General features: G+C 59.3%; 20 protein-coding genes. 8 read left to right on the forward strand and 12 right to left on the reverse strand.

What is annotated here, in order from left to right; all coding sequences use genetic code 11:
• Positions 1–420: 420 nt before the first annotated feature.
• A complete protein-coding gene (locus I6F17_RS25235; protein ID WP_036043237.1) occupies positions 421–861 on the reverse strand; it encodes a VirK family protein in 441 nt (146 codons plus the stop codon).
• Positions 862–1,555: 694 nt separating this feature from the next.
• Here I6F17_RS25235 and I6F17_RS25240 point away from each other — a divergent pair.
• From I6F17_RS25240 to I6F17_RS25260, 5 genes are all read left to right on the forward strand, one after another.
• The gene (locus tag I6F17_RS25240) at positions 1,556–2,533 is read left to right on the forward strand and encodes a hypothetical protein (protein ID WP_225124629.1); all 978 of its coding nucleotides are present in this window, start codon (positions 1,556–1,558) and stop codon (positions 2,531–2,533) included.
• A 2,046-nt stretch (positions 2,534–4,579) separates the two neighbouring features.
• Entirely contained in the window at positions 4,580–5,269 is a 690-nt protein-coding gene (locus I6F17_RS25245; RefSeq protein WP_036014804.1) for a response regulator transcription factor, read from the forward strand.
• A gap of 27 nt (positions 5,270–5,296) precedes the next feature.
• Positions 5,297–6,751, forward strand: a complete 1,455-nt coding sequence (locus I6F17_RS25250) for a type II and III secretion system protein family protein (protein WP_036014812.1) — start codon at positions 5,297–5,299, stop codon at positions 6,749–6,751.
• 10 nt (positions 6,752–6,761) lie between these two features.
• A complete protein-coding gene (locus I6F17_RS25255) occupies positions 6,762–7,424 on the forward strand; it encodes a CpaD family pilus assembly lipoprotein (RefSeq protein ID WP_225124630.1) in 663 nt (220 codons plus the stop codon).
• Positions 7,425–8,432: 1,008 nt separating this feature from the next.
• A complete protein-coding gene (locus I6F17_RS25260; protein WP_225124631.1) occupies positions 8,433–10,754 on the forward strand; it encodes a hypothetical protein in 2,322 nt (773 codons plus the stop codon).
• 329 nt (positions 10,755–11,083) lie between these two features.
• Here the strand turns inward: I6F17_RS25260 and I6F17_RS25265 are convergent, their stop codons facing one another.
• The 11 genes from I6F17_RS25265 to I6F17_RS25315 are packed head-to-tail and all read right to left on the reverse strand — an operon-like array spanning position 11,084 to position 19,516.
• Entirely contained in the window at positions 11,084–12,121 is a 1,038-nt protein-coding gene (locus I6F17_RS25265) for an EscU/YscU/HrcU family type III secretion system export apparatus switch protein (RefSeq protein WP_036014818.1), read from the reverse strand.
• Positions 12,118–12,939: a type III secretion system export apparatus subunit SctT gene (gene sctT, locus I6F17_RS25270; protein WP_036014821.1), complete on the reverse strand. Its 822-nt coding sequence runs from the start codon at positions 12,937–12,939 to the stop codon at positions 12,118–12,120. Before sctT ends, I6F17_RS25265 begins: the two co-directional genes overlap by 4 nt.
• Positions 12,940–12,949: 10 nt before the next feature.
• Entirely contained in the window at positions 12,950–13,225 is a 276-nt protein-coding gene (locus tag I6F17_RS25275; protein WP_036014823.1) for a flagellar biosynthetic protein FliQ, read from the reverse strand.
• Positions 13,226–13,227: 2 nt separating this feature from the next.
• Entirely contained in the window at positions 13,228–13,893 is a 666-nt protein-coding gene (sctR, locus tag I6F17_RS25280; RefSeq protein ID WP_036014825.1) for a type III secretion system export apparatus subunit SctR, read from the reverse strand.
• On the reverse strand, positions 13,886–15,007 hold the full coding sequence (sctQ, locus tag I6F17_RS25285; protein ID WP_036014828.1) for a type III secretion system cytoplasmic ring protein SctQ: 1,122 nt from the start codon (positions 15,005–15,007) through the stop codon (positions 13,886–13,888). The genes sctR and sctQ overlap by 8 nt, the downstream gene beginning before the upstream one ends.
• Positions 15,004–15,540 (reverse strand): hypothetical protein, encoded by a 537-nt coding sequence (locus I6F17_RS25290; RefSeq protein ID WP_036014830.1) that lies wholly within the window; start codon positions 15,538–15,540, stop codon positions 15,004–15,006. Before I6F17_RS25290 ends, sctQ begins: the two co-directional genes overlap by 4 nt.
• The gene (sctN, locus tag I6F17_RS25295) at positions 15,516–16,871 is read right to left on the reverse strand and encodes a type III secretion system ATPase SctN (RefSeq protein WP_036014832.1); all 1,356 of its coding nucleotides are present in this window, start codon (positions 16,869–16,871) and stop codon (positions 15,516–15,518) included. Before sctN ends, I6F17_RS25290 begins: the two co-directional genes overlap by 25 nt.
• Positions 16,868–17,488 (reverse strand): type III secretion system stator protein SctL, encoded by a 621-nt coding sequence (gene sctL / locus I6F17_RS25300; RefSeq protein ID WP_036014835.1) that lies wholly within the window; start codon positions 17,486–17,488, stop codon positions 16,868–16,870. Before sctL ends, sctN begins: the two co-directional genes overlap by 4 nt.
• Positions 17,485–18,117, reverse strand: coding sequence for a hypothetical protein (locus I6F17_RS25305; RefSeq protein WP_036014837.1), 633 nt, complete (start codon positions 18,115–18,117; stop codon positions 17,485–17,487). The genes sctL and I6F17_RS25305 overlap by 4 nt, the downstream gene beginning before the upstream one ends.
• 11 nt (positions 18,118–18,128) lie before the next feature.
• Entirely contained in the window at positions 18,129–18,995 is an 867-nt protein-coding gene (sctJ, locus tag I6F17_RS25310) for a type III secretion inner membrane ring lipoprotein SctJ (RefSeq protein WP_275970535.1), read from the reverse strand.
• Positions 18,996–19,003: 8 nt separating this feature from the next.
• On the reverse strand, positions 19,004–19,516 hold the full coding sequence (locus I6F17_RS25315) for a nodulation protein NolB (protein ID WP_085969252.1): 513 nt from the start codon (positions 19,514–19,516) through the stop codon (positions 19,004–19,006).
• 173 nt (positions 19,517–19,689) lie between these two features.
• Between I6F17_RS25315 and I6F17_RS25320 the strand changes: the two genes are divergently transcribed.
• From I6F17_RS25320 to I6F17_RS25330, 3 genes are all read left to right on the forward strand, one after another.
• Positions 19,690–20,385 carry a nodulation protein NolW gene (locus I6F17_RS25320; protein ID WP_225124632.1) on the forward strand — a complete coding sequence of 232 codons (696 nt, stop codon included), beginning with the start codon at positions 19,690–19,692 and terminating at the stop codon, positions 20,383–20,385.
• A gap of 305 nt (positions 20,386–20,690) precedes the next feature.
• Positions 20,691–21,557, forward strand: a complete 867-nt coding sequence (locus I6F17_RS25325; RefSeq protein ID WP_225124633.1) for a hypothetical protein — start codon at positions 20,691–20,693, stop codon at positions 21,555–21,557.
• A 789-nt stretch (positions 21,558–22,346) separates the two neighbouring features.
• Positions 22,347–22,772: a hypothetical protein gene (locus I6F17_RS25330; protein WP_225114932.1), complete on the forward strand. Its 426-nt coding sequence runs from the start codon at positions 22,347–22,349 to the stop codon at positions 22,770–22,772.
• The last annotated feature ends 303 nt before the right edge of the window (positions 22,773–23,075 follow it).

Raw genomic sequence — 23,075 nt, forward strand, 5'->3', positions numbered from 1 at the left:
AAAAGGATCCCAAAAGAGGCGGATGAAAGATACGAGCGCATCCTCGGGGTCCAGGCTCGCGTGTCATCATCGCGAGCCCGCGGCTGCATCGACTTGGAAATAATTCTTACGATGATCGTAGACAGCGTGAGGACGTCCTTGGCGAGCTCATCTGAAGCGCTCAACTGAGAGCCTTGGCTCCACCCCACACGACGACTGCCTGAACCGCCGATCTTCCAATCCCTGAGATTTGAATGGAGATCGGCGGCCATCATGAGTTACCTGAGCATCAAGTCCGTGCAACTTGATCCTCGTCCGTCGAAACGACCGTCAGAAACACTCTGATCGTTCCTGACGATCGAAAGGCTCCGCATCCGTGCGAAGGTGCCCGCACGATTAAAGGATCAAGTCTTTGAAGGGCCCTCTGCTCTGTGCTCTTCGTTACCAGATGAACTTTGCGCCATCCGGCAGTTCGCAGATGAATTCGCCCTGGTTCACCAGTTCGGTGGTCCCGACAACAAGTTTCGAGGCTCGCACCGTCAGCTTGCCTTCGCGGCTAAGGCTGTGGCGGATGTACTCGGTCACCGCGTGTCCGGAGCTGTCAACGGTTTGATGAGCATTGGCGAAGCTGATGCCGTTCTGGACGGTCACCCTGAAGGCATTGATGACCAGACCGGCCTGCGTCGCCGACGCAGGCTTGCCACCCTCCGCGGTGGTACAGCGGCTCATGTCCAGTATCAGCTTTACATTCTTCCCCGCCTGGAGGGCACTGAGCACCTCGGTGTATTTCGGCGAGGGCTCATCGGCGCTCGCCGGCGCGCTCACGCTCGCGGCCAAAAGCAAGGACAACAGGATCATTAGTGCTCGGCCAGTAAACTTCATATGCTCTTCTCCCTCGATAAGTACCGCAGATTGCGCATTTAAAGACGTCGTGCTCGCAAGCTGTTTGTCTGATTCCAGACACAACGCGCGCTCGCGTCTGTACAAAAGCAGCCTGTCGCAACGAGGCGCAAGTCGCTGTGATAGCTATTCCGACATCACAACCTCGTAGGTCAGGTTTGCTGAAGTGGCTTAGCTTCGCGCGCGTCGACTACAACGATCTGCACAGGGTCGCCCTCCGCTTGGAAACAACAAAACGGAAGCCGGTTGCGCTTCTCCGTCGCAGTCCGCACGGGCGAGATAATGCAGTTCTCACATCTGCATAAGGAGACGATCTCCGAAAGAAATTCGACCAGCCGCAAGCGCCAGTTCGTCCGTCTTGCTGTGCAAGGGCCGTCTCCCCAGATGAAGCGTCCGCAATGAGGTGGTGGAGCGAACCCGACGCGGGGTCCGAAAAAGCTCACTCAGGGGACCCGATCTCGGCCTGATCGAACAGCAATGCCGGAAGGCACAAGGCAGCACCGTACTATGATCCCTCGCTTCGCGCGGCTTCCGTCCATCTGACCATTCGCCTCGCTGACTGAATCTATTCGACTCATTCCAAAGCTAAATCACCTCCTTCCTGGTCCGTCAGCTTCTCGAAAGCTGCACCTGCAACAATCTACGCCGACCGCCTGCACTTCGAAGGGAGAGAGAGATGAATGTTGATCCAGCAAATGCCGCAGACACTCCCTTTGAGGTTTACAACCCGCTAGAGGAGCCGCGCCGGGTCCACGGGCCACAGGACGAGCTTAACACCCAGATCGGCGCACCGGCGCCCAATTCAGACGATCAAGCAAGCTTCGAGCAGCAGCTGAATGACTTGAATCCAGACGACGTCGATTCGGTCTACCCAACCTCGGCTTCAGTCCCCATAGCGGCAAATTCCGCCGCCGCCAGCTCCTCGTCTGCGCCAGGCGCGGCGGCCTCGGAAAGCAGTCGCTATCCAGCCCCATCATTTGTCAGCGCGCGCGCCCAGCTTGCGGCAACGCTAATGGGCGCCACGCTTCAAGAGCTCAAGAACGAGATCGCCCTCGCCGAAAAGCAATCAGCGCGATGGGCGCCAGCGAGGGACAACGGTGTCGACCGGGATCGCATTTTCGACAATATAGCGGCATCGACATATCTCAAGCTGCATCGTTTCCAGAACCAGGACAGCGATTGCAAACCGCGCACGGAAGACACCACATCTGCAATATCACACGTCCGTAACACGGCGCGAGATCATTCTTCCATTGGAGATCCTCTGGAGCGATATCCCCTGGACCTGGCACGCCAGGCTGGATGGCATATGCGCGGTAAGACCGCTTCTCCATTCGTGTCGTTGGTCGAAGACCCTTCGAAACTCAGCGTCTCCCGAGACCACTGGGCGAGAGCGATTGCAAACAATGCCGACAAGCTGCATACCTACGTCGTGCCGAAGTCTGCGGTCTGGACGCCCGACGACGTACTGAGCAGTATTGGCCTTGCAATGAATGTGGAGGATAGCGACAACATCGATGCGGATGTGGATTTGATGTGTTCGCTTGGCAGAACGCCAACTAGTGAGACAGAGCGCTTGTTCCTGGGCGGCAATTTGGAAAGCTATCGAGTCGCCAGTAAAGACAATCCCTTCAAGCGGAAGACTGGAGAGTAACGATCAGTCAACTGGCGACTGCGCCATGCTCGTAGGTCCCTTAATGCTGACTAGATGACCACCGGAAGGAAGGGTCGTCCCAGCGAGCCCGCTTCAGGAACAACGATAATGGCTTGGCCACAGGCTCTGATACCTATCCCTTGACCCGCGCGAGGGACGGAGGGGCGCCCACATCCCAAAGAGGTACCCGATAGTGTGGCGGAGGACGCACTCGTGCCATTGTTTGTTCTTGCCCGGCCTCGTTCGGGTGCTGCGGCCTCCTCGCATCGACCCAGCCGCCGCCGACACATTTGGAAGAAAGTTCAGATGAGGTGAGCCACTAAAGCCGCGCATCGATCGTTTCCGCAGCTCGACCTGCCATTGATGGTGCGATCAATCGCAAGAGCTCGAACGCGATCGCATCAAAGACCAACTCAATAGAGTCTCGCTCACGCGGCAAGCCGTGCCGTCGCACAACTGTCTATTCGCTACCTGGATGCGTTCCATCAAAAGAATCGATTTTGCCGATCTTGCCTAAAAGCTCCATAGTCGATCGTGATGTATGGAGGCAGCATTCAAGAATGTCGTTTCGCAATTCTTCCAGTCCCTTGCCGATCAAATCAGCTTGCGAGCTCCGGCGCCTGCATCCCATAGGTTAGCTCCTGCGCCTCGCATAGAAGCATCACGGGGCGCCACTGTCTCCCTGCTGAATTCGCACGCACAAGGTCGACCGCTCGACAGCGACGTCACACTTAAAGGGCCAGCAAAGACGACCGCCTTCACACACTGCCATCGCCTTTGGCTCAAGCTACGCTTTGATTGGACCGACGAAATGCTCACGACATTAAGGAGAGGGACGCGCGCTACGCGCAACTCGATAGTTTGGTTAGGACGTGTCGTCGTGGCTAAAGACTCCTTGCGAGTTCGAGAGCACCGCTACGGACCAGCGGTCAAAAGCACTTGAACCTCACCTAGCGTCAGATTGTAGGATTTCTGACAGTCGCGACACCGACCCCGCTCGCGTGAACTCTTCCTGACAGGTAGCAAGAATTGCGAACGTCTCAAAAGAACAATGCTCCGCTGCGCCGCCCAATCATGCTGCTGAATAGCTCCTCTCCAGGGCCAGCGTCCCACACCGCCTATGTGGAGATCGAAGGACGCAGCGCCGATCCTATCCCAAGCGAATCAAGATGCGCCGTCCGAGAAGAACGCTGGCGGCCGCTATCTCGGCCTTGCGGGGCACACTCCAACTCCGAAATCGAGATCCGATCATGGCGCTGTGCACTCCGTGAGGCGAAGTGGTTCTGGTGTAGGCACTGGGATCTATGCGCGATCGCAAAACTGTGGAGCTCGGTCCTGCAATCGCTCGCAGCTTTCGCTGGGCTACGACATGTGCAGGGACCTCGGGCGCGTCAGAACTTCAGCAGGGTTGACACCTTGCGTGCGAACAATTGCGAGCGAGAGGGTGCTCTTCCGGCCGCGATGGGCATTGATCGTTTCGGCGTGCATCTCGGCCTGTGAAGCCAGTGGCCAGATGCCTCGCGTGATGTGTCCTTGAATACCGGAAAGACTTGCACTGTCGTGACTTCACGACACGACAGGCTCGACAGCCCAGCAAGACTGGCCGCAGACCAAGACGAATTGGGGAGTTTCCATGTCGGTTTCGCTCATCTGTTCAGCCACAAATCCGATCGTCTCCCGCGCTTGGGTTTCGCTTGCGCGGCTCGGCGCTATTCGTACTGCGGGGGCCGGGTCAGTGCGTGCAAGAACGGCCGTGATCGGCCCACGGACGCGTCAGCGGGCTGCCGCGGCTGTCACCCTCTTAAACAAAATCAGATCTGGCATGAGGGGCATGTTGAGCGGCGCCCACGCCGTAAGCAGGCCGCAGCGGTCCGTGGTCCATCCGCCAACAATCGACCCGCAGATATTGATCGCCAGTCAACATGCTCCGCCCTTTCGTTTCGGGCTGTCCAAACTCACGCCAGTCCAGCCTCCTCTCAGTTCCATCGAGCCCCATGCTCAATCGTGACGCGCTCAGATCTTCGTGGATGGACGAGAGGCAATGAAATGCGAATTCTCCTGGTTGATCACCATGCGGACTTTGCCCGCCACGTGAAGGAAGTGCTGTTAGGTTGCGGCTTCGCCGTTGACGTAACACGCACGCTGGATGAGGCGGCGGCCGCGCTCGATTGCGCGAACTACCACATGGTCCTGCTCGAATCGACTTTGCCCGATGGAGACGGATTGGACTGGCTGAAGCAGTTGCGGCGCGAGGGACGGTCAATGCCCACCATGATGATGAGCAGTCTCAATGATCTCGGCCGGCGGATTGCGATTTTTAATGCGGGCGCGGATGATTTTCTGCCTAAGCCCGTGGCTACCGACGAACTCATTGCTCGCATGCGAGCGATTCTGCGACGGTCAACGCAAATGACGGCGCCGGTCGTGACATTCGGGAATCTGCATTTCGATCCGATCGCGCGACAAGTCTCGGTTGGTGGTCGACTCCTCAGAATTGCGCGCCGTGAAGTGTGCATTCTTGAACATCTGCTCAATCGCGCGGGGCGTACCGTGCCGCGCGCATCGCTCGAAGATAGCTTGTATACATTTGACGACGAGGTCTCGACCAATGCGCTGGAAGTCGGGATCTATCGCTTGCGCACGCATTTGAGCCAGGCGGGTGCAACGCTCAGGATCAAGACCGCGCGCGGTGTCGGTTACACCCTTGAACTCATTGGCGCAGCCTCGGCTGCCTAGCCGATCGAACTTGAAAGCGACACTCCCTTGAACATCGTTAACAATGCCGCCGGCGCTGACGAGCCGTCCATGGTGGCAGGCCGCTCGCACTGTGCCACTTTTCGCCGCCTCTGGTACACCCTGTGCGCAGTCGCTCTGTTATTTCCGTTTGCTGCCACAGCTCAGACAAAGCGAGATGGCACAGCAGAACAGCCACGCGCGGCGTCTGGCAGCACCACCGGCACGCTCAGCCTTACTTCCTCACAGGGCAAGACAGTTCATCTGACCGGACCGGCTGCGAGCATTTTTGTCGCCGACCCGGCGATTGCGGACTATCAGGCGCCCTCAAACACCACGATCTTCGTCTTTGGCAAAAAGGCGGGACGGACCAGCCTGTTCGCCCTGAACGACAAGGGAGAGGCTCTGGCTGAGCTGCGTATTGTCGTTACCCAACCGATCGAGGATCTGCGGGCCGCGCTAAGGGCTGAGGTCGGCGACTATCCGATACAGGTCAGCTATACTCCCCGGGGCGCGATTCTTAGCGGGACCGCGCCCACTGCCGATGTCGTCGAGAACGCCAGGAAGGTCACTGAGCAGTTTCTTGGGGCGGGCGCGCTGGTTGCCAACAAGATCCAGGTGGCTGGCTCGTTGCAGGTGAATCTCAGCGTACGGGTGGCAGAAGTCTCCCGCAGCGCCGTCAAGGATCTCAATATCAACTTCACCGCCTCCGGCCCAAACGGCGCTTTCCTTATTACGGGAAAAGGGGGCGGGTCCGGCGCGGCCGGCGGCGGCGGCACGATCGGAATCGGGTTTAGCGCCGGCAATACCAATCTCAGCGCTGTTCTCGACGCTCTCGCGAGCGAGCACCTCGCCTCTATCCTGGCTGAGCCGAATCTGACGGCGATGTCCGGCGAAGCCGCAAGCTTTCTCGCCGGCGGGGAATTTCCCATTCCGGTCATGCAGGACAATCGACAGGTTTCCGTCCAATTCCGGCAGTTCGGCGTCAGCCTGGAATTCGTCCCAACTGTGCTTAGCAACAATCAGATCAATATACGTGTGAAGCCCGAAGTCAGTGAACTGTCGAGCCAAGGCGAAGTCAAAATCAATGGCATGGCGGTCCCTGCACTCTCGACGCGGCGCGCGAGCACCGTTGTGGAGCTTGCCAGCGGTCAGAGCTTTGCAATCGGCGGCCTCATCAGGCGCAACTTCAACACTGATATCGGCGAGTTTCCCTGGCTCGGCGATGTGCCGATCCTCGGTGCGCTGTTTCGCTCTTCATCGTTTCAAAAACGTGAAACCGAGCTGGTCATTATTGTCACGCCGTACATCGTGCGGCCGGCATCGAACCCGAACAAGATGAGTGCGCCGAGCGATCGCATCTCACCGCCCTCAGACGCGGGGCGCATTTTGACGAACACGGTGGCCCGGCCTCCGCGAGACCGCGATGCTCCTCGCACCAGCGCACCAGGATTGACCGGCAGTGCCGGCTTTATCATCGAATGAGGATCGTCATATGACCTTGCGACATTTGTGTCACTTGATCGCTATAGGAGCAACATTGGGTGGCTGTGCAAATAGTGCCTCGATCCATCTCGGGCCGGCTGAACAAGCAATACAGGTCGAGCAGAAGAAACGTATCTTGTTCCTGCGGAGCCTGCGTGGCTCCGAAAAGCGTCAACTGCGGAGCTTTATCGCGAACGCCAGTGGCGGCCGGCGGGATGCGCTCCATGTGGATGCCACCGGCTCACCCAGGCTCCTTGCCCAAGTGGCGCACGAGGCCCGCGCCATGGGCGTTTCACCTTATAACATCCGCCTGTCCGCTTCCCCCGTCGATTTACCGCCCCATTTCGGCGTGAGGATCGAGGCGATCACCTTTGATGCCCATCCTCCGATCTGTCCGTCGCTTTTGATCGTCGGACCAGCCGTGAACGACAATTCGTTCGAACCCACGCTTGGTTGCTCGACCAAAAACAATCTGGCAGTTATGGTAAACGATCCGCTCGACTTGCTGGATAATCGGTCTGTCATCACAAGTAATGGCGATCGCGCCGCCATTCCTCTGGCCAACTACGGTACCTTCGCCCCGCGTAACAAGAGCAACAGAGAAGATGGGGCAGGTACGGCAGCCCCGAACGCGGCGGGAACGACAGAACCGAATGTGCAGCCGCCCCGATAGCGATTTTTGGCGAATGTCCGGAAATCACAATCGCTGCTGCCATGTGGCTAGCAAGGAGAGGCGGCTCGATCGTGACACACAAACCCGCGCTATGTTTCGGGAGCGGTGACGATCAAGCGCAACGTGCTGCACAGCTTTCAGCGAGAACGGATGGCGGATCTTGTTCACCCGCACCAATGGATTTCGTCCAGAAATTCCACGTGGCGTGCGCGTGCTCAACAAGGCCGCCATCACCACCCTGAGCGCTTCGACAGTTAAACCGTGACCGGACGTGCCTAAGCGAGATCGAGGGCGGAAGACCGAGCCTACGATCTATGGGGCGTCTCCAAGAGGGTGACTTAGGCGTGGCGACCACGTCGGTCGTTTGGCTCCGCGCCGTTATGGCTATGGAGCACCCATTTGTGGCTCCAGTTCAGTAACGCGCTCGGCAGCAGGTCTGCATCATCGTCGTCCTATCCGATCAATGCAATGCCCTCTTGCGCGAGTACCACAGTTGCCCCGCGCTGGACGCTATGTAGGAGGCACATCGGATTAAGCGAACAATAACATGGTTTGTCCTGGGTGCCTGAATGCACGCGGCTTCAGGCGCGCGTTCCTGGGAATGCTGGTCAGGAACGCGCAAGAGTGCGCTCAATTCTGGTGCCGCCCATACCGATATCTCGTTGGTTCAAGGAGCGAGCGCCCCGTCGCCGCCTCACGCCCGACCTCCGAGTAATCGAAAGCCCCCGGATGGCCCGGTCCTCACGATCATAGCGCCGTGAAGGGACCGAGATCTGAAGATCAAGACGATCGCGAACGCTGTGGCGCATCACACCACCATTTCAGCTCAACACTTCAGTTGAAGACGCTGTTTTTCATCCGGCGCTTTCTTTTGCCTGCTCGAGCGATGCTACAGCGCACGCCGGCCATCATTCACATGTCATTCTACCTTTCCGCCGGGCCCCGTCAGATTTTGGAAAGCTAACGTGAGTAGCGAAATAACGAAAAAGCGATGCCAGCGGACTGACCATGGACCGATTCAACACGATCAACCCAGCCGATAGAGAGTCCACTGCGTCAGATGGCAGCGTGGAACAGCCGCAACAGCCGCATGTTGCGTTTGAGCAGCACCTGGCAGGCGCGCGAGAGGCGGGCCCCGTATATCCTCACGCGGCATTGTATGATGTCACTGACGAAGACGATCGCCTCATCCAGGCGGCATCGGCCGCTGCTCTCGATCGAGGGCCACCGCCGAGTAAAACCACCGTCGAAATTTATGATCGTCGGCTTCGCAAATTGGCCGACGCACTGAAGAAGTCTGGCAAATCAATCTCTGGGCTGGATGACGATACGTTGGCCGGTTACGCTAAGAAGCTGCTGCCAGGCGATAAGGTCATCGCCCCAGCATTGTCAATGGTCAGTCAGTACCGCGATCCTGACGCCGACGCTGGCCCCATCTCAACACATTATCGTCCTTCCAGGGAAGATGAGAGGCTCATCAGGAAGGCCGCCAACGCGGGTTTTGGTCGACGGATCGGCAAGAGAACGGCCGAGAGCTATGCGAGCCATCTGCGGAAGTTGGCGGTAGCGCTCCGACCCTTGTCCATGGCCGAGCTCAGTGATGATAGACTGCTTGGCCACGCAGATAAGTTGTTTCCAAAGGACAAGACGCTCGTCGCCGCCTTGAACGGCCTTCGGGATTATCGCGCGACTACCCTGCAGAACAATTTAGGCGGGGAAGGAGGCAGCTCGCGTCAGGTCATTCAGCCGTCCGCGCCCTCGCCCATGCCCCCGGCCGATGGGCACGCGATGGGGAGCGTCGCGGATGGGGGCGGCTCATTGCCGCCCGGGTTCGATGTTCCGCAGGTCAGGCATGCATTGGGTTTAGCGGCCCATTCTCCTATACAAAGTGTCGCCCAGGACGAGCTTTTCGATGCAGCGGATCGCGAGAACCTCGTGCCAGCGTCGACCTTCGATGCACCGGTGCCTTGGCCAACGATGAGTCCAACCATCCCCTCCCCGGTGCAAGGTATCGCTCAGGAAGAGCTCTTCGATGCCGCGGATCGCGAGAACCTCTTGCCCACCCCGGCCTTCGATGCACCGGCGCCTTGGCCAATGATGAATCTAACAATCCCCTCGCCCGTGCAAAGTGTCTCTCAGGAAGAGCTTTTCGATGCCGCGGATCGCGAGAACCTCTTGTTGGTCCCACCCTTCAAGCCGGTGCCTTGGCCAACGATGAGTCTAACCATCCCCTCGCCGGTTCAAAGTGTCGCTCAGGAAGAGCTTTTCGATGCCGCGGATCGCGAGAACCTCTTGCCGGCCCCGGCCTTCGATGCACCGGGGCCTTGGCCAACGATGACTCCAACCATCCCCTCGCCGGTGCAAGGTATCGCTCAGGAAGCACTTTTCGATGCCGCGACTTGGCAGCCGAGCTCGCGGCAGCCGAATTCCGCCTCTGAAGATCACCCTAGACGGATGATGGACCAAGGCGCTGCGGCCCAGACCACGCTTGAGCAGACGTTCGCGGCAGCCGGCGACGCCTTTGATGCGTCTTTGAGCGTTCCCGAGGATTTCTCGCACGGCACCCAGGCCGCGCCCAATATGATGCACACGCTTCGCCGCTGGGGCCTCCTGCCGGATGCAGCACAGCGGATAAAGACCTACGACATTCGCGGTGAACGCTATATCGCCGTCTTGGGACCGGGAGGGCTCAATGATGTTCGGCTCGTCCATCTGCGGTCGCCCGCTGTCGGCGATACGTTTGATGTTTCCTTCGCCGTTCCCGAGAATTTTTCCCATCGCACCCAGCTGGCCCCCGACATGATGCTGTCCACCTTGGGGGATTGGGACTTCTTGCCTGTTGCGAAACATCCAATCATGAACTACGAAATCGGCGGCGAACGCTACACCGCTATCTTGGGACCGGAAGGCCCCAAGGATGTTCAGCTCATTCATCACCCTCGGCCCGCTTCGCCGGGTGAAGCTACGCCTTCGGCACCGAGGACTTCCTCGGATATTTACGGCGGTCTTCCCGCCGGCTTTGATTCGCCGGCACCTTTCGAATGGCGTGAGGACCCTCCCTCGGCACTGGCACAAAGCCTTTCCCTGCCGTCTGCCGCACCGGCTTCAGGCCATCAACCCTTCCCCCAAGTGCCTGAACTGGGAGAGTTGTTGGGCGACGACTGGACGCACGGCCCCCAAGAGGCTTCGCCTGCCGTGATCGACATATTGCAGATCCTTGGCCTTCTGCCGAGCCGCGACGTCCCAATGACCATGTTTTTGATCCACGGTCAGCGCTACACGGCCGAAAGCCTAGCGGGAGGCGGCGTTCTTCTGTTCCATCGGCCATAATTTGGCTGAACGAGCGGCTCGTCGGCACCACAGGCCCGCTGAGAGCGTGCTCCAGATGGGAGCCGTCCTAGTTGATGATCAGCAGTACCGAGTCATCCGAGTGGCAGCCCCTCTAGCTGCCGTACAAGTCGACGTCCTCGAGGGTGCAGGCGCGGAAAGCAACTCGAAATCGGCGAACAAGTTGTTGCGCTTGGCGCCGCAGCTGATCCAGTGATCCGGTCGGCGAGCCGTGGCCCAGAGGCTATCTGGGCGAGCCTGTCGGCCCGTCGCGCAAGATCCCAGCGTCCGTTGGGCGCACTCTGCAGATCGCAGCGTCAGGACAGGATGATCTAGACTAGCCCCGCCGCATAGAGTGCTTTTGCGACCGACTCGAAATATTGCGAGGGAACCGGGTTGCCGAGCTTTGCTTGGCCGAGCAGCTGACGCGTCAGGACATCGTCATCCACAATGTTGAGGCGCAGCGCGCGCGCCTCACCAAGCAGCTGTGAAGCAGCTTCGCCCTCGCCACGGCAGACCAAGACCGGCACGCCGGTCTCGCCGCGAACATAGCGCAGCCCAATCAACGTTGCCGATCCCCGCAATATCAACGTGGCCCGACTGATGCCGAGCGGAGCCTCGTTGGCCGACTCTTGTCGCAGACGCCGGTGCTCACGCTTCACCTGCGGATTGCCCTGCTGTTCCTTGTTCTCCCGCTTGGCCTCGGTTTCAGTCATGCGCATGTCCTGCATAAATAGCCAGCGCTGGATTAGGAGGTCAGCCAATCCGCCGACCAGAAAAGCTCCAGCGGCAATCCCAGTCAGCAATTTAACCTCGGTGAAAACGAAGCCAAAACAGCTCATCCCGCAGACTGGCAGGTACACCAGCGCTTTCCAGCTGGCGGTCACCGTGAGAAAGAAAGTCGCACTAAGCAAAACCACTTTAGCCAGTGTCTTGCCAAGCTCGATGGCCGAACGTTTCGAGGCGATGCGTTTCAAGCCTTTGATTGGATCCAGTTTCTCGAGCTTCGGCTTGAGCGGCTCCGAAGCAAACATAAAGCCGCCATTGGCCAGGACATTGGCGAGAAGAGCTGCTGTGACGGCAGCAGCGAGCAACGGAGCGACGGTGGCAATCGAAAGTTCTAGCAAGCCGCTGAGCGCTTGTGGCACTGCGTTTGTGAACGGCTGCTCCTGCAATTTATCGACCAGTTGGACCGTCTCTTGCCACTTGTCCTTGATCGCACCCGCTCGCCACCACAGGCAGCCGAAACCGGCACAGGCGCTGACGCCGCTCACCAGATCCGAGCTGCGGGCGCTCTGCCCCTTCTTGCGGGCATCACGCAGCTTCTTGGGCGTCGGAGGAAGCTTTTTCTCCTCACTTGTAGAGCTCATTTCAACAGCTTCTTCAGATACTCAAGCATGTTGTTCGAGGTCAGGATTTCAGCTCCGGCGTATTCAAGCAGATAGACGGCGTAGCTAACCATGATGACCCCGAATGCAAGATTCTTGATCATTGGGGAGAGATCGTTCAGCTTGAGCTGAGATGCAAAACGGCCGAGTATCATGACTGAGACATCGACCAGCAGCAGCAGGGCCAGCACCGGCCCGGCAACTAACAAGGTCGTCATCATGATGCGATCGAGAAGGGCCAGACATTCCATTGCACCCTGCGCTGTCACGGCAGGCAGAAACTGATAGACAGGCCACACTAGGTAGCTGCCATAAAGGCCGCTCACCATGGTCTGCAGCCCGCCGACGAGTACGAAGATCGTAACTGCCGTAACGCCGAGAAAAAGCCCGGTCCCGGACGCTTGGCTGTGCGTCGCGGGATCCTCCCCCGCAACTTGGCTCGAAATTCCTCGTTGGGTATCGATGATGTCGCCGACTGCCTGTATGCTCCATAGTGGAATACTAAGCAGGATGCCGAGCATAAGACCGACGAACACCTCCTTCAGGCCAAGCATGGTAACGCTGACTAGGCGCGTGTTCGGGTCCAGGGTCTGCAGACCTAGCTTAATCTGAGCGAGGCACGGTAGGCCGATCGCAATCGTAAGGCTTCCCCGAACCAGACCGCTGATGCGCGGCCGGGTGAAGACCGGAAGCACCAGCATGATGCCGAGGGCGCGGGCCGCACTCAGGCCGGTTGCGGCGACGAGCTCGATCGTGCCCTGAACGAGAGCTTGCGCCTCCGCGGGTGACAGGCCAGCCATCCAAGCTCTGCTAATATCTTGCGGTGAGTGCTGGAAACTCGCTGAAGATGTGCTCGGCCTGGTCGATCAGTGGAGCACTGAGCACGGGAGAAAACCCGGCGAGCACGGCGACGACAACCAGAAGCTTGACTGTCAGTGGCAAGGTTTGATCCTGGAGCTGAGTTGCCGCCTGGATGAGGCCAATGATCAGTCCAGAGATGAGAGCTGCGAGCAGCGGCGGCAGAACCCAGATCATGAAGAGCACGAGCGATTGACTCAGGTGCGTAAGGATACTGGCTTCGTTCATGGTCAACCTCCTGGGGTCGTGTAGCTTAATACCAGCCCGTGCATGAGACGTGACCAGCCGTCGATCGTGACGAACAAAAAGAGCTTGAAGGGGACAGATATCACCGTGGGGGATACCATCGACATACCCATGGCCATCAAAATCGTCGTTACAATGAGATCGATCGTGATGAAGGGAAGATAGAGAAGAAAACCGATTTCGAATCCACGCTTGAGTTCGGAGATTAAAAACGACGGCACGAGAATCGCAAAATCATCTGCCGTGACGCTGCCGCGCATGTCCTCAGACCAGACGTGTTCCGTTGAGGACAGGAAGAAGCGGCGTTGCTCTTCATTCGTGAATTTCTTCAGATGAGCTCGGAGCGGCTCCTGTCCCTCCTTGGCGGCAGTCACCCAGTCATCGAAACTTTGGTAGCGAAGTTGCGGATCGGTAAGGCGGTTATAGGTCTGCTCGAAGACCGGAGCGCTGATGAAGACGGTCAGGATCAGTGCCGCTCCGTAGAGGACGATGTTCGGCGGTATCGATTGAGTCCCCAGCGCATTGCGCACGAGGAAGAGAACAACCGAGACCTTGATAAAGGCGGTCGTTGTCACGACAGCAAAGGCCAGCAGGCCAAGGCCGACGGTAATCGCAAGAAGCGCAAGGATGCTGGGTTGAACCTCAGTCATTAAGCGCCAACCTGCCGCGCAGCCTGACGGCCAGCTCGTCCCCGATCCGCACGATGTCGCCCCGGCCGATACGTTGGCCGTTGGCAAGGATATCAACCGGCCCATCCAGAGGCCGGCCAAGTTCGAACACGTGGCCTTCGTTGAGGGTTCGCAAGGTCCCCAAGGGCATCGGCCAGCGGCCACATTCGAATATGAGTGTGATCTCGATGCTGTCGATATCCGCCTCTGACGGAGGCTGCTGTTGCACCTGGTTTTGGGGCATCATATCTTCACTTGTTAGGGGGTGGGATCGCAAGCGGAATGGTCCTCGCAGCACCAGCCTGTCGCCGCCAATCTCTGCAGGGGCCCACAATCGGTCTGCAGCGAGAATAATCTGTCCTCGCGCGAGTGGAATTACGTCCGGGAGCAGCGCGTCGCCTTGCTCTGCTCGGCGAAGAACGCCCATCGCGACGCGAAGCGAACCGACTTGGCCTGCAACGATGACCGGGAGTTCGGAAGGCAGCTTGGCCGTCTGTCGCGGTAATCGGCCGAGCAGCTCGCCGAGGGCGGTGAAGGCCGGCGGAACGGGACCGTCAAGCGGTGAGAATAGAAGCAGCCGCGCCTTGCTGGCGAGCTCACCAAAGGCGACGTCAAATTCAAGATAAGGCCTCGTATTCGGCGCTTCCTCGGTGCGAACAAGCTGCAGATTGCGCTGCGTCATTCTTTCCAGCGGAGCAAGCAAGGGTTCCAGCGCAAGTTCCAGGACCAGCGAACGCGTCGGCTCAGAAGGTAAGGTAAGGCCATCCTGCACGGTCCCAATCAGCGCTTCCGCAAGCGCAACTGGCAAGGACAGGATCAGGGTTTCACCATTTACTTCGAAGACGCAATCAAGCATCGACGTCGCAGCCGGCTCCGCCTGCCAGACGGTTCGGCTCACGCGCACAGATAGCGGCTTCTCGCCGAGGAGGGTTTGCAGAGGCGCACGCAACGCTGCGATCTCGTTAAGCCACGAGGTCACGGCGTGCGAGAGGATCAGCGTCGGCGTGAAGGCTGCGCGTTCAGCCGGCCGATATGGCGCGGATGCGGCTTCCGCGTCGCAGGCCCCTAGCTCGCGCGGGAGAGGATCTGCAATCATGTTGGCTCACCTCCCGTCTGCCCTGATCGGCCTCGCCGGTAGCGGAGCAAGACTTCATCATCGGCTTCGATTTCGGCGGCAGCCTCGAAATGTGCATTCGTGATGCGCCGAACGTCGTAATCGATCTCACGCCATTTCTGGCTCGCCGCTGAACGCTTGGTCCAAACGGCTCGGGCCTCAAGAGCCGCAGCCTCAGCTTGCTCTTGGGCAGCACGGGCCTTGTCAAGAACGCACTGCGCCGCTGTGATCTCGTCTGTGAGTCGCCCGATGATGAGATGATAGCGTCGCTGCAGTTCGCATACAGATATCGCATCGGCCGCTAGCATCTCCCGATAGAGCTCCGCCTCGACCTTTGCGCGGCGCTCTTCGGCATGTGCAAGATGCTCGCACGCTTGTTGGACAGCTTGAATCGCGAGGTGGCGCTTGGCTTCCATGTTGGACAATTCACGAAGGGCGCTTCGTTCCCGCATGTCCTTTACCAGCCGCAGCTTTGAGGCGTGAACGGGACTTAGGCCGTCAGACGCGATATCCATGCGACCGTCTCCTCAAAGCTGCACGCCTCACCCTGCCCCTGGCGCAAAAAGGCCCGCAGCTGCTCGATCGAGGCGATTGCTCGATCGGTCAACGGATCAGAACCTTGCTTGTATTCACCGACCTTGATCAAAAACTCGGCCTCAGCGTAGCGTGAGAGCAGATCACGGAAGAAGGATGCCGCCTTGCGATGCGGCACCGACACGATCGCATCCATGACACGGCTGCGGCTAGACAGCACATCGATAGCCGGAAAATGCTCTCGAGAGGCCAGCGCGCGGGACAGAATAATGTGGCCATCAAGGATGCCGCGTGATTCTTCCGCTATTGGATCGCCCGTGCCATCACCCTCGACAAGCACCGTATAGAAGGCCGTAATGGAGCCATGCTCGCCCATGCCGGCGCGCTCCAACAAGCCCGGCAACAGCGCAAAAACGGAGGGCGGAAATCCGCGCCGGGTCGGCGGCTCTCCTGCGGCGAGGCCGATTTCACGCATGGCGCGGCTAAAGCGCGTCAAAGAATCCATCATCAAAACGACGCGAAGGCCCTGATCACGAAAATATTCCGCCAGTGCTGTCGCCATGTGGGCGCATTGGGCCCGCTCCATCGCCGAACGGTCGGAGGTCTCCACCACAACGACGGAACGGTGAAGGGCTTCGCCAAGATGACGTTCGATGAATTCACGCACCTCTCGACCGCGCTCACCGATCAGCGCAACGATGGTGACGTCGGCCGCCGCGCCTCTTACAATTTGCGACATCAGCGTCGACTTGCCGCAACCCGCATCACCATAGATTCCGATCCGCTGACCTTCTCCACATGTCAGAAGGCCATCCAGGACACGAACGCCTAGCGGGAACGGCTGTTCAATTCCGCGCCGTTTCATCGGATTGGGCGCCCTGCCGCGCAGCGGTCTGGCTTCGCCGGCTTTTATCGGGCCCTTGCCGTCGAGCGGTCGGCCAAAACTGTCGATGACGCGGCCGAGCAAACCGGGGCCGACAGCCACTTCCTGCATTCGCCCGGTCGTCACCACCTCCGCACGATTGGACAGCCCCACCATGTCCCCGATGGGCGTGAGTAACACCCCGTCCGGCAACAGGCCGATCACCTCCGCCTCGAGCGACCATCCGCTACGAGGATCCTGCAATAGGCATAGCTCTCCGACCCGGGCCTCCGGCAAGACGGCGTGCAGCAGCGTGCCCACCGCCCGCGTGATCCGGCCGCGGACGGCGCGTGTATCGATGTGCCTGGCGGAAGATCTCAAGGACGAGAGTGCGGCCTCTACACTTCCTTCTGCGGCCTCGGCATCATGGGTCGCTCGTTGCCCGGTCACGATTCAGCTTCCTCTGACAAGCCAAACCCGAGACGCAGCGCGCGCAGCTGCGCGGCAAGTCCAAGATCGACATTGCCAAACTCGCTCCACAAGACACATTGGTCCGCACTCAAGGCCGGATCCGCCTCAATCCTGACCTTCGGCCGGCCCTCAAGTCCGTCATAGTCCTTGAACTCACTGGCTAGCAGGTCGGCCTTCAGTGGGGAGACGTGGAGGCAAACCTCCGTGTTCTTATATCTTTGCTCGATGGCATGACGAACGCCGTGGACCAGCAGCTCACCCGGGTCAAACGCGCCAAGCAGATCGCGAACGATCTCGAAGACCAGTTGCGGCAATTCCCGCTCCAGAGCTGCCTTGCGCTGGGCCAGTTCACAAGTCGCCTGCGCAATCAGCCGCGCCATTTCCTCTGCGCCAGCCTTTGCACCCTCGGCGCGGCCCCGCGCCCTTTCCCGCTCATAAGCCTGGCGTGCCCACCCGCGCACCCGCTGCAGATGCCGCTCGGCAGCGGCTCGCGCCCGTACGGCATCGTGCCAGATCTCAAGCTGCGCAGCTGGGATCAGCGGTCCAAGTGGCCGAATCTGCGGGGCCGCGGGTGATGCGGGATCATCGGCCATCATGCTCCGGCAGCCTCTGCACGCAAATGCGCCACGACGAGGGAAAGCAGCGGGCCTGCTGCGCTACGGTGTTCAGCAGTCGGACTCTCGGCGGCCGTCCCAACAGGCAAGCGTAGAAGCACGCGGATACGACCAACCGATGAAGTCTCTTCGAGCCAGGCGCCGAGACAAGCGTGCCCGTCATATTCGATCTGTCGCGACAATTGCTCTGGATCGACGATCGGGGTCGTTGCGACGGCACTGGATAAATGCCGGACTGCGAAAGCATGCGATTCTGCACCGATCAACTCCACCAATATCGGCAGATCGTGCCTGGAAACCAGCTTGAGGATAGAGCGTGCATGCCAGATGCTGCCCGCGAGCAGCGCAGCCCGCCGCGGCTCATGCCCCAGGAGAGCATCTTCGTTCCAGTCGGCGCAGCTCACCTCGACCTTGCCACCCAGCAGCAGTTCGGCGAGCCTTGGCTGCAGCCTGGAACTCTGCTGTAGCCGAGCCAACGTGGAAGGCGAAAGCAGCGGGTCAAGAAGCCCAGCAAAACGACCGGGATCGACCGAGGCAGCGAGCTCGCGCAGCCGATCGGCTGGGAGCGTGAACGAACGATTGGGTTTTGTGGATGACATTGATGCCGACATGAGCGTCCAGACTATGTCGCATCAGCAATCAACTTTTTGTCCGACTCCTGCTCAGCAGACACACGCGAGCCCCTACCAAACACGCTCAGGTTGCGCGATGATCGTCCAAACTGACGCATGCGCGGGCCCAGCAATACGCAAGATACGATGCCGAATAGCGCTCCGGCGCCTCCCACAGCAAGCGCAAGTAACGGGGCTGAGCCCGCTCTTGCTGACTGAGCCGCAGGAACTACCGGCGCGGCGGACTGCTCGATTGGAGCGCGCTCGACCGGCACGAAGACGACCGCGACCTTGTCATAGGACAGGCCTTCAATGCTGTTTGCGACGAGCATCTTGATCTGCGGCAACAGTGCCGAGAGCTTCGCGCTGGAGCCATGGCGAATGAAGACCGAGGCGGAGGACGGGGTCGCATCTTGTCGCAACAAGTCGTTCTTCGGCAGAACGACGTGGACGCGTGCTGAAAGGACGCCATCTATATCGCTGATCGTGCGCGACAATTCTTCGCTTAGAGCATAAACGTAACGTGCCCGCTCCTCGATCGGCGAGGCAACGAGGCCCGATCCCTTGAACACCTCGCCGAGATTCTTGAAGGATTGGCGCGGCAACCCCTCGACATTTAGCAGGTCAATCGAATAAGCGAGCTGCTTTTCCTCGACCTGGATTGTACTGGTCCCGTCCTTGGCGACAACACGGACAGCATCAACGCCCTTGCTAAGGAGAAGCGCGAGCATCTCATTAGCCTCGCGCTCCTGAATTTTGGTGTAGAGATCAGCCTTACAGCCGATCAGCGAGAGGAGAAGGGGCATCGCGAGACACATGCGAAGCCGCCGCCACGATTGACGGCCGCCACAGCTAGCCCTCTTCATATCGCCAGTCATCAGCTTACTCAGCCGGCCGATAGCAGCTTGTTTAGCGACGAGCTGACAGCGCTGGTGCCCTTAGAGACGAGGGAAACCTGAATAACGTCCCTGTATACGTCTCGCAGATTCGTCATCATCGACTCAAAATCGGCTCCAACCGGTTTAACATCCACATGTGCACCGACGTTATCCGTCTGCAAAAGCGGCTGCGTAGCCGGTCCAGGCTGCACATTAGTCACGGCAGCCGACGCAACCGCCGGAGGAACGGCGCGGCCCTGGTACATACTGGAAAGGGTTTGGAGGATTCGGTCACCCGGCGGACTTGCCAGCACATTCGTGCGCTGGACCTCCAATATCGGCGAAGCCGCTACGGGCCGATCCGCAGGCGGGAGAGCAGATCCCTGATTTGCAGATACTTGCGCTAGGGACTGCTCAAAGCCCGCCTGCTCGCCAGCAGCTGCGGGCGAGCAGGCACTGGAAAGACAGTCGGCAGAACTGGGAGAGATCGGCGCTGCGCCTAACAACATGGAATGAGTCATTGTGCTCGTGTGGTGAGACCTAGGCGTTAACCGATGAACCGATCAAGTTCATAGGCTGGCGAGCTGACGAAAACCTGACGGAGATCGGTCTGACTACGTCATCTAAAGATCACTTTTCGCTTTCAGAGCTAGGACCAAACTCCAACTTGATGATGAGCGGAAGGCGTCCGGGAATGCTCGCGCGATCCACGATCGTACATAATCTAAAAAGAATTCTTTGTGCCGGCGTTTTTGTCTGTATCGGGATAATGCGCTCGTCTGCTGCATCCCTTTCGCTGCCGTCCGCCCCTTATAGCTACACTGTTCTCGATCAGGATCTTCCTGCGGCGCTGCAGGAGTTCGGCAACAATCTCAATATCAGGGTCAATGTCAGCGCCGAGGTCAAGGGCCGGATTCGCGGACGAATGCCGGACCTGCCGCCACGAGAATTCCTTGATCGTTTGACTGCCCTGTACAATCTTCAGTGGTATTACGACGGGCTCGTCCTTTACATCTCCGCCGCCCACGAGGCGCAAAGCCGGCTCATCGTATTGAACCCGATCAGCTTCGATGCGTTCACCTCCGCCCTCCACGCGCTCAACATCTCGGATGAGCGCTATATCGTGAAACCGGCTCCGGGAGAGGGCCTCATCCTTGCTTCTGGCCCACCCCGATTTGTTGCGCTAGTGGACCAGACCCTTAAAGGCCTTGTGGCGGAAGCGCAGGCCCGGCGCGGCCCCGTCGCAGCCGAGAGGCCACAACGCGAGTCGGTTTTGATGTTGTTTCGCGGTTCCTCGAGCACGGTCTTGCGAGACGGGCGGCCGGAAGGTTCTCCCGAAACGCCGCACCATGAGGGCACTTTGCGCGAAACCGGTCCAGGCCAGAAGTGAGGTCGAAGATGCAAAACCGCGCCGAGCAAAGTCGGTCCGTCCGGCGTACGCCTATATTCATCCGATCGTCAGCTTTTCGAAAGCTACGGTCCCCAGCATGAGCCTGCGAGGTCTGGACGGCTGCCTTGCTTGGGGCAACCCTGATAGAGGGATCAGAGACCAGGCGCTCAAGGGAAATTAGGTAGTGCTGTCTTTGCAGGCGGCGCGAGTATTAAAAATCAATGTGGGCCTCCGCACGTGTGCTTCCGAGCTAGCCGAGGCTTCGCGTAACTCGATGCGCGTCATCAGTTGGAAGGAGGAACAGGGTGGATTTCAATGCAGTCGCCCCGGCGAATACGAGCCCGGAGCCCGACGCAGCACGGACGGCTTCAGATGCAACCGAATTCGACCGGCAGCTCAGCGACGCACAGGCTCCCGCTTTGGCGCAGGGCGTCGTCCATCCACTGCTGCAGGGCGAGGCTTATTCAGCCTATCTGGACGCGGGCCATCCCTACTCTCCATACTTTGATACCGGACACCTGTATCCGCCTTACGAAGATTTAGCGCATCCCCATTCGCCAGACTCGGGTTGGCAGGATAATCTAAATGCCGCGCCTGCGGCTGTCGCCGCGCCTGAGCCGGAAAACGGCGGGCAGCATCTCTCGCCGCAGACCATCGCTCAGGCGATCGAGGAACATCCCGGCTTCGATCAAGATCTGATATGGCAGAATCTGGATGTCGACCCGTCTGATGCCGAGCCACGGCACAGTGAGCCACAAGCGGGCCCATCGCATGCAGGACCATCGCACACCGCCCCTTTTCAGGGTGAGCCGTCGCACGCCGGCCCCTCCCATGCCCGGCCATTGCAGGCGGGACCAGCCCAACCTGGGTCTTCCGCAGCTCCGCCAGAACTTTCCGAGTTCCGTATGTGGGACGGACATCTCGCCAAGGACTATTGGGTGTTTACGCCTCAAACAGCCACCGGCGCTCAGATGGACATGCTGGAGCGCAGCGGAGTGAAGCCAAGCAAAGACAACCCGACAACAGTTTTCGCCATTCTCGGCGTGCCTCATACGGCCGAATGGAGAGAGGAGGACTTCATTCGTCTCACACCTTCGCTAGATCCGACCCTTTGGCCTGAAGAGGGAGGGCAAGACCAACCTCTAGATGCGGAAGGCCCGCCCATCCCCTAACGGCTGCAGCCGTGCAACGGAAGGGCGATCTCCGCGGGGCCGACAAAGACTCAGAGATCGCAGGACACCTGGTGAGAGGCGAGCTTGCCGGCGGGTATTCGCGGCCACCCTTCTCTTTTCCGGCCACTCCTAAGTGCCAGACCAGCTCGCGAGGGGTAGCGGCCAAATCAAAGACCGCGCGAGCCGAATGCGTGAAACAGTTCTCAATGGTCCGCTGAGAACACAATGGCCCGCGGAGAAGAACATCGCAATTTAGCTGCGAAATCAGGTCTGGCGCGCCGGACCCGCGAGTACGGTGCGATTTAAGAGCACCGCGAGACGATCATGCCGTCGAGACGAGGGTAAGGGCGTTCCGGATCAGGAGAGTCAGGGTATGACCGCCCCCCTGAGCCCCTTCAACATCGAAGTGCTTGCTCTGCCACTTGTCCGCCGTTCCTTGGCGAACGATTGATCATTCGCAAGCCGAGGACTCTAGCATCCGGCGGTAACGGCCTGCTGATAACAGCTCTCAGTGACGTATGCCCGCGGATCATCCAAAGCATGATCATCAGAGATCGACGGATTGATCCGCGAAAACTCTGTTCGGCACCCCAAGGTCTCTCATCTCCTTTTTGCAGCCGGGCCAAAGCAGCCACTTGCACGCGATGGCCTGTTTCAGAAGCGGGCAAGGCGCACCTCCGTCGATAGCTTTTTAGCTCGTATCGTGAGACAGAGGCCAGCTCTCTACGGCAGCCGAGCGCAGATGCCCATCCGATCCACTGGCCCTCAGTCGCGCCTGGAGCCGGACCGATGCGCGCCGATGTTCCTGGAGACAACAGCGGCCGAATGATTCGAACCGGCACCGTCCTTTGCGCATCAAACTCCAAAGGCGCGGAGCCACCCGAGATCACTGAGCGCAGGAATCACAGCATTAATCCAGCCTCACTCTTCGTCAGCTTCTTGCAAGCTGTCCCTGCTAGAACGGCGGGAATAGGTCATCTCGCGGCGCCGCCGCTATCTGGGTTTTATGACATGGACACAGGCACAGCCGATATCGCAGCAACGGCGCCAGAAGCTGGCACAAACACCGACAACGCCGCGAACGGCGGCGACAACTCGCCCGCAGCATTGTTGCAGCGAGCCTTCGAAAAGGCTCTGGTTGCCGTCGCCACCCAGGTCATAAGCGATTCCCAGTCAGATATGGATGACGCTATGAGCGAGCTAGATGATGGGTGAAGGCCCGGATTATCAGACGCGCACAGGGAAGACTCTTCGGAAGGCAAGCCGAACCGAGAACGACCGGGCGAAGCAGCCGACTTGGCAAATCAGCCGCTAGACGCGTCTTAGGTGATCCTCCAGGTTGGCGGTGCGGCCGGTCGCAATCCGATCGCACTGGGAACTCTCGGAAGACGCCGCAGCGTCTAGCTTAGGCGGGCATACGCCACACTCTTCGATGCGGATTCATCGAGTGCTTTTCAGTCAGCAGGTTTCAAGCGGAACCAACCGCTTCCCCATTGATGATCAATTCCGTCAGTTGGC

Source organism: Bradyrhizobium sp. NBAIM18, from assembly GCF_020193825.1.
Lineage (GTDB): Bacteria > Pseudomonadota > Alphaproteobacteria > Rhizobiales > Xanthobacteraceae > Bradyrhizobium > Bradyrhizobium yuanmingense.